This is a genomic window from Bacillus sp. AY2-1 (genome assembly GCF_008368965.1).
GTDB classification, from domain to species: domain Bacteria; phylum Bacillota; class Bacilli; order Bacillales; family Bacillaceae_G; genus Bacillus_A; species Bacillus_A thuringiensis_S.
Map to the genome: position 1 here is coordinate 1 of NZ_QPEL01000172.1, position 7,174 is coordinate 7,174.

The following is a 7,174-nucleotide window of genomic DNA, read 5'->3' on the forward strand; positions in this document are numbered from 1 at the left end:
ATTTATCATTTCGTACATTTACAAAAAGATATGGATGAGAAGAAGAATAGAAAAGAGGATACGAAAAAGAGTTATATATCTGAAATCTTGTCATTTTGTCAGTACATGGTGCAGTATGCAGAAGAATTCGAATTAAATGGGGAAGAGGTACAGCAAAATGACTCTTTATTGAGAACATTACAACCTTGGCATATTCGCAAATATAATTCTTGGTTGAAGAAGGTAGAGAACGGTAGGAATGGTGACACATATGCAGTCGCAACACTTGCGAAGAAAACGGTGCTCATTCGTTCTTTTCTAAAACATCTTCATGTATTTTCTTACATTGAAAAGCCTCTTCATGAAGAACTGCAGCGCGCAAATGTAAATGAACAGGATCGGCCAAATCGGGACCTATCTTATGATGAAGTAATGAAAATATTAGGATTTTATAAAGAAAGAGGGCATGTAGTAAACTATACAATTTTACTAGCTCTGGCAAGTACAGGTGCAAGAATTCAAGAATTGTGTACAACAAGAGTCAAAGATTTACACTATGACGGAAAGTACTGGTTAAAAGTAACGGGTAAAGGAGATAAAGTGCGTGAACTTTTCATTTCGGAACATTTGTATCAATGTATTTGTGAAATGAGAAAGAGAAGAGGGTTTCAAACTGTATTGGACCGAGGAGATGAAAGTCCTTTATTTATAAACCAAAGAAGGAGCTTTTATAATTCAAAAACATTATCAAACCAGGTAACAGATATGATTAAAAAAACAAATTTAGAGTTTCTGCAGTATCGTGAAAATCCAGTAACAGCACATACATTTCGTCATGCTTTTGCAATCATGGCAGTTGAACAAGGAAATGCAGATTTATATCACTTAATGCAAACGCTGGGGCATGAAAATATTCAAACAACAAAAATCTATTTAGAGAAGCATATGAAACGGAAGAATAATGTAGGTACTTCTTTTGCAGATATGTTGCAATGAATAAAAAGGTATAGTTCTATTGGTCAAATGAAGTATGAAATTGTTCGTTGATTAGGAGTCATACTAGGACCCGATACATAGTCACGTACAAATGATTCTGTCGGTGGAGAAATTACAAACAGCTTAGGAATATGGATTACAATAAATTAGAGAAGTAAATAAAAAGAATTCATGTGTAATTGGGATTTTCCTTTTGTTTACAAAACTGAAAGTGTGAAATTGAAAAACGATTCCTCAAATTCGTTTGTGATACGTTTTGTTTCCATGGTTAATGCAATAAGTATAGAGTTGGTTTAAAATTTATACAAGCGAGTTAAAGAGTGTTTAACGTGATGTTAGTTTATTTCGTAATTTCAAGTACATAATATTTAGCACATTTATTAAATATAGAAGGTCTTATACAGGGATATGGTCCATATGGTAGCAGAGACAATGAGCATCGAGGATTTTATGGATGGTAACTATGGCGCTAAGAAAAAGAGGAGCTTGTTCAAAAAAGAAAGCAAAAAAATACGCACCCGTGGCGGCGCGAATAAGTATTGTGATCGGTAGTGCTATTATATTCAGTAAAATTATAGATATTCCTTATGTATTTGCTGATTGTCATAATTTAGATGTGAATGAGGTATTTAAAGATATGCAATCAAATGACGGAAAGATAAAGAATTATATAGATGGCCAATTATACAATCGTATTGTAAATGCGTTTGAACCGGTTATATTCTTAATTAAAGCTGTGTCATATCCGATTGCATCCGTTATAGCGTTATGCGGAGGGGTGTGCATTATGGTAGGTAGCCAGGAACAGGGATTCTCGCTAATAAGTCGTGCTGGGATTGGTTTATATAGTTGTGCAAATGATTCCGTTGTTTATGAGATTGCTAAGGTTATTTAGTCCTACTTAATGTGGACTTTTTCATATGATAATAACCATTTATTGTTATTATCAGACAACATATCTTAACTCAACATTCGCAATAAATAGTTTTATGTTTCTAAAATTGTAATATATTTACATATATGAAAATCGAAAGTATGATGAAGGTGCAAGCTATAAAACTATTAAAGGGGGATTTTTTATGTTAAAGAAACTAGCAATTGGAGCATTAGCAACTGGGATTATGTTGTCTGGAGCTGGCGGTGTGATGGCGGCAGAAAACGCACCAGCTTTAAGTAAGGAAAAGGTTGCAGACTTAAATACTTTAAGTACGGCGTATACTACTGTTAATGTCAATGGGAGCACTGTTGAATTTGCTGTAAAAGGCTTAGAAAATCCATTCACTTCAAAGTATTATCAAAGAATAGCTTGGACAAATAGTTATTCGGATCCAAATAATTACAATACATTAGCAGTAGCATATCCACAAAGCGGGAAAGGTTATCAGGCATATGGATATGAATCATTAAATAATGTTAAACAAAAAATTGGCTCTGGTCAGACTGTCTATGGTTTCGCCCTAGCAAATAACGGAACCTGGTATCCGGCTGGACAAGCTATAATTAACTATTAAGATTTAAAACAAAGAGGAGTCCTAGTGGGCTCCTTTTTTTTACTTGTAGAAATTTCTGAACCATCATGGAATGCTGTCACTAGGAGGTGTCGTGACGTTATGACGGATGAAATAGTGTATTCCGCTAGTGGAGTATACAAACAACTAGGAATAAGTGATATCTTGTAAAATAATGATTAAATATAAGCCAATATGTGTTAATAAGGTGCATAAATTGAGGAATGAACATGAATCAACTATGGTCATAGATGTAAGCAACATTTATAATGCAAAAGAATTGCATTTACTTCTTAAAGAGAAGCTTGAGTTTCCTGATTTTTATGGGGAAAATTGGAATGCCTTTTGGGATTGTATTACAGGGTCTGTGTTTCCTTTGCCAAACAAAATGATCTTCGAAGGATGATCAAAGTTAGAAAAAGGTTACCGATAGATACAAAAATAATGAAAGAGTGCCTTCTTGATTATAATGAAGAGAATAGAAAGAATCCTGAATGGAAAAGTGAATTCTTATTTAATTAAATAATAGGAAATATTTATGATGTGACTAAGAAACTTAACAGTCGGTTCAACTTCAACCGTTATAGCGTTATGCGGTGGTTTGTTCATTATGGTTGGTAGTCAGGAACAAGGATTCTCGCTAATAAGTCAAACAGGAATTGTTTATATTGTAGTTCAAATGATTCTGTTGTTTAGGAAATTGCTTGTTAAAATCAACAAATCGCTATAAGATATTTTTATAGTAAAAAATGGGAAACGGAAAGTGTATGGAGGAAACTAGAATGAAAAAAGTCATTTCGGATAACTTTGCATCCTTCTTTTGTATAGGCTTATTATTATGTTTGTCGATTGATTATAATAATATATCAATCATGGGCTATATCTTTATTGCAACAAGTATATTTGCATTTATAACATTCTTGATTAATCTAGCTTTAACTTATCAGTTAGAGAAAAGAGAAAAAGAAAGTATATAGTTAAGTTGAAAAGGCCTGTACAGGTCTTTTTTTTATTTGCAGGAATTTCTTTGCCATCATGGAATACTCTCACTAGGAGGTGTTGTGACGTTATGACGGACGAAATTGTTTATTCTGCTAGTGAAGTATACAAACGACTAGGAATTTCCGATAGCACCCTTAGAAAGTACATGGAAGTATTACAGCGCGAGGGATTCGCTGTAAAGAAAGATAATCGTGGTAGACGCCAATACACAGAAAATGACATTATGGTGATTGAGAAATTAATTGAACTCAGTAAGCATGACGGTATGACGCTAGAAAAGGCAGCGAAGATGATTGCGCAGCAAATAGAAAAAGTTAATCCGGATCTGATTCAAGAAGAGTCTAAGGAAACGGATTTAGTACCATTCCACATTAAACAGCAATTACAGGAACAGTATAGCGTTATGGCGCAAGAAATGAATCAGAGTATGTTAGAGATGGAGAAACGATTAAGTGAGCAGGCGAAGCAAAGTAATGAGGAAATCAAAGCGAGCGTTGAAGCGCATAATGAGCGAGTGGAAAAACGATTGGAAGCGCGAGACGAGACGCTTATGAAGACACTACGTGAGATGCAGGAAACGAAGAGGTTAATGCAAGATTTTCGGGATGAGATTGCTGCTACGAAAGGAAAGAAGTCGTGGTGGAAGTTTTGGTGAGAACAAGGAGGTTCCCTTGTGAGAGTATGGTTCCTCTTTGTCTTCGTTACGGATAGTGATGCGCTTTGTTAAAACCAATTTAAATAAAACATTTGGAGGAATGGACTTATGTCTAATGAAGTTTTGCCTTTCACAGTAAGACTAGCTGCTCCAGAAGATTTTTGGGATATATCAAATATAAACAAGCAAGTTCAACAGTTACATATAGAGGGAAGACCAGATATTTACTCTGATACTTCAGCTTCTTTGGATCAAAATGCATACGAAGAGTGGTTTAATGATAAAACCATAGAGATATTTGTAGTAGAGGACAATAATAAAGAGTTTCTTGCTTACATAATTTTAGAGATTAAAGAACCATCCGAAAATCCAAAGTTAGTTGAGCGAAAAGTACTCTTTATCCGCAATATTGGTGTAAGCGAAATATGTCAAGGAACAGGAATAGGAAAAATATTAGTACAAAAAGCATTTGAGTATGCTAAAGAAATACAAGCAACAAGTGTAGAATTAAATGTTTTAGAATTTAACAAGAAGGCTATACAATTCTATGAAAAACTTGGATTTAAGACACAGAGTCGCCAAATGGAATTTGTGTTACCGGATGCTTAAAACTATTTCCTATATCGATAATTGTGTAAATGAGTTAGTGGAGAAACCATTGGAATTTCGGGATGACGTTGCTGCTGCGAAGGAGAAGAAAAAAACGTGTTGGAAGTTCTTGTGAATATAGAAATATGAAAAGACCCTACATATGTAGGGCTTATTTTTTTATAGAAACAATGTCGTCTAGAGTGCTCTGCTCATGTGCATCCAATTTATTAGCAATGTAGTAATCTAATATTTCATCAATAAGCTCATAATTTTTCATGTCTTTCATTGTACAAATGGCTTTTATTTTATTAAGTGTTTCAGGCGATACTTTTATATTTTTTCTGTCTGCTGCTGATAAGGAATTCTTTTTCTTTGTTGCATGATTACCTTGAATAGGTGCCACAGTCACCAAGTATTGTTTATCCAAATTGAACACTCCTATTTAAAAGGTTTTATTTATCTTCTAACATTTCATAAAGACGCTTGTACATATCTCTATATGCTTTAGAATGTCTGTTTTGTAGATTGGCATCTATGTAACTTTCAACAAGCATATCAATGATATTGTTAATTGATGTTTTTTCCATACCTTCTTGTTCTTGGATAAATGGTTTAAGGGTATTTAGCTTTAGCAAAACAGAAGGTGAAATTTTAGCTGTTTTAGATGGAACTAAACGTTGATCTGGTTTCTCTGGTGTCTGTATTTCCTTTTCCGTGTTAACAGGATTAAGTTGGTCAGTTAAATCTGAAGCCTCGGTAATAGGTGTTACGGTTACTACAAAAGATTTACTTTTATTTTCCAAAGATACCACTCCTAGTTAGCATTCTATTAAATGTCTGTTAAGATTTTAAATTTCCTTTGTTGTTCAGGGGTCAGTTCATTATCTACATAATGATTTATTAGTAAACCGATGATTTCGTGAGTGAATTTCGTGTTGGTAATTTTCATTAGTGCTTCAAGTTCTTCTTTGGATTGTTTAGGGATTTTAATACTACCCTGTTGGTTTTTAAAACTCTTTTTCTCAGGTGTTTGCAATGTCATTTCTGTATTCGAAGTTGAATCGTCAGTGATAGGTGTAACGGTTACTACAAATGAATTGTTCTTATTATCCAAAGGTACCACCTCTATTTATAAATTTATAATCTTATACTTTTATAAATTTATAAAAGTATAAATTCGTTTATTTAGATAGGAATAAAGTTTAACTTCATTCCTATTCTCGACTTTTCTTCACTTCAAGCACTTGTTTTACAGCGTTTTTTACTAACTTTTGCTTTGGTGCAGGTAATGAAGCAACTTTTTCTTCGATTAACATATTTATAACTTCATAAATTTTCATATCTTCAATTGTAGCCAGGGTAGATATTGCCGTATGCGTTTCTAATGAGACACGGAAAGATTTAGGTAACTCTTTCGTAGTAAGTTTTCTCTTAGGCTTTTCAAAGAGTTTATCATCGTCAGGAAAACTACGTTCCTGATTTTCTTTGCTTTCTGGTGTGAAGGTTACTGACCCTTCAGTTTTCTTTCTTCTCATTCCAAGTTGTTCTTTATCTATATTCAATTTGTTATCCATTTACTGTTGTCATTCCTTCCAAAATCTCGATTCTTTTTTCGACTTCACCAGCAATATTTTGGTATACAGTATGAACGTTTTTATCATGAACATCTTTCAGATTGTAAGTGATTCCTGTTCTATCAAATCTCTTTAAACGTGCCATCTGTTTAATGATGTTACTGAATACATTTGCCTTGCCAAAAATTTCTTCTGCTTCTTGAAGAATATCTTTATCGATTTCATTCCCATTTTGCATTAGTACAGGTAATGCCCCGATAATTTCTAATGGTAAATTGTAATCATCTGCTAATGAAAATACATGTTCAACGTATTTTTGAGCACCCTTTAATGATCTTTCTTGCGTTTGTAAAATAACCATTACATAGTCACTAGCGACTAAGGCACTATCTGCAAATTTATTTAATTGTGGTGGCACGTCAATAAAAATGTAATCATAATTTTCTTTGATTGTACTTAACTGTTTTGCAAAATATGTATCTTGCGAGAAGTCATCCTCAAAGTTTCTAAATAGGAATTTTTCATACGTTTGTAAATCCTCGTAAGAAGGAAGTAAGTCCAAGTTAGGTAGTACATTAATCAGTGCGCTTTGTAAGTTCGCGTCTATAAGAGCCATAGCTAATGTTCTTTTAAATTCCGGTTCAATCGAATGTACTTTTTTCATTGTGTTAAATAGTAAATCAGTCGCATTTGCTTGTGGATCTAAATCTACTAATAAAGTTTTCTTTCCTTGTTTTGCGAATGTATAAGCTAACATTACAGCGTTGGTAGTCTTTCCAACCCCACCTTTGAAGTTACCAGTTGTGATAACCTTGCACATTTTCCGTCACCTCGTAAAAAAAAAATTTTTTTATACTTTTATAAATTTA

At 33.6% G+C, this 7,174-nt stretch carries 10 protein-coding genes and 2 pseudogenes; 7 read left to right on the plus strand and 5 right to left on the minus strand.

Annotation, left to right across the window (positions count from 1 at the left end):
- The 7 genes and pseudogenes from DN403_RS27310 to DN403_RS27340 all read left to right on the plus strand — a co-directional run.
- On the plus strand, positions 1 to 975 hold a 975-nt coding region (locus tag DN403_RS27310; protein ID WP_149185954.1), incomplete at its 5' end, for a tyrosine-type recombinase/integrase.
- 417 nt (positions 976 to 1,392) lie between these two features.
- A pseudogene (locus DN403_RS32000) lies at positions 1,393 to 1,880 on the plus strand (hypothetical protein).
- 174 nt (positions 1,881 to 2,054) lie between these two features.
- The gene (locus DN403_RS27320; RefSeq protein WP_149185955.1) at positions 2,055 to 2,486 is read left to right on the plus strand and encodes a hypothetical protein; all 432 of its coding nucleotides are present in this window, start codon (positions 2,055 to 2,057) and stop codon (positions 2,484 to 2,486) included.
- A gap of 214 nt (positions 2,487 to 2,700) precedes the next feature.
- Positions 2,701 to 3,005: pseudogene (locus DN403_RS27325) on the plus strand (barstar family protein).
- A 260-nt stretch (positions 3,006 to 3,265) separates the two neighbouring features.
- Positions 3,266 to 3,460 carry a hypothetical protein gene (locus DN403_RS27330; RefSeq protein ID WP_061667359.1) on the plus strand — a complete coding sequence of 65 codons (195 nt, stop codon included), beginning with the start codon at positions 3,266 to 3,268 and terminating at the stop codon, positions 3,458 to 3,460.
- 92 nt (positions 3,461 to 3,552) lie between these two features.
- Positions 3,553 to 4,140: a DUF3967 domain-containing protein gene (locus DN403_RS27335; protein ID WP_149185957.1), complete on the plus strand. Its 588-nt coding sequence runs from the start codon at positions 3,553 to 3,555 to the stop codon at positions 4,138 to 4,140.
- A gap of 108 nt (positions 4,141 to 4,248) precedes the next feature.
- A complete protein-coding gene (locus DN403_RS27340; RefSeq protein WP_149185958.1) occupies positions 4,249 to 4,749 on the plus strand; it encodes a GNAT family N-acetyltransferase in 501 nt (166 codons plus the stop codon).
- 151 nt (positions 4,750 to 4,900) lie between these two features.
- Here DN403_RS27340 and DN403_RS27345 read toward each other — a convergent pair whose 3' ends face one another.
- From DN403_RS27345 to DN403_RS27365, 5 genes are all read right to left on the minus strand, one after another.
- Positions 4,901 to 5,158 (minus strand): hypothetical protein, encoded by a 258-nt coding sequence (locus DN403_RS27345; protein ID WP_149185959.1) that lies wholly within the window; start codon positions 5,156 to 5,158, stop codon positions 4,901 to 4,903.
- Between the two features lie 25 nt (positions 5,159 to 5,183).
- Positions 5,184 to 5,534, minus strand: a complete 351-nt coding sequence (locus DN403_RS27350) for a hypothetical protein (RefSeq protein ID WP_149185960.1) — start codon at positions 5,532 to 5,534, stop codon at positions 5,184 to 5,186.
- Between the two features lie 26 nt (positions 5,535 to 5,560).
- The gene (locus tag DN403_RS27355; protein ID WP_149185961.1) at positions 5,561 to 5,845 is read right to left on the minus strand and encodes a hypothetical protein; all 285 of its coding nucleotides are present in this window, start codon (positions 5,843 to 5,845) and stop codon (positions 5,561 to 5,563) included.
- Positions 5,846 to 5,945: 100 nt separating this feature from the next.
- Positions 5,946 to 6,305, minus strand: a complete 360-nt coding sequence (locus DN403_RS27360; RefSeq protein ID WP_000369031.1) for a hypothetical protein — start codon at positions 6,303 to 6,305, stop codon at positions 5,946 to 5,948.
- Positions 6,298 to 7,125: a ParA family protein gene (locus tag DN403_RS27365; protein ID WP_061667347.1), complete on the minus strand. Its 828-nt coding sequence runs from the start codon at positions 7,123 to 7,125 to the stop codon at positions 6,298 to 6,300. The genes DN403_RS27360 and DN403_RS27365 overlap by 8 nt, the downstream gene beginning before the upstream one ends.
- Positions 7,126 to 7,174 lie beyond the last annotated feature (49 nt).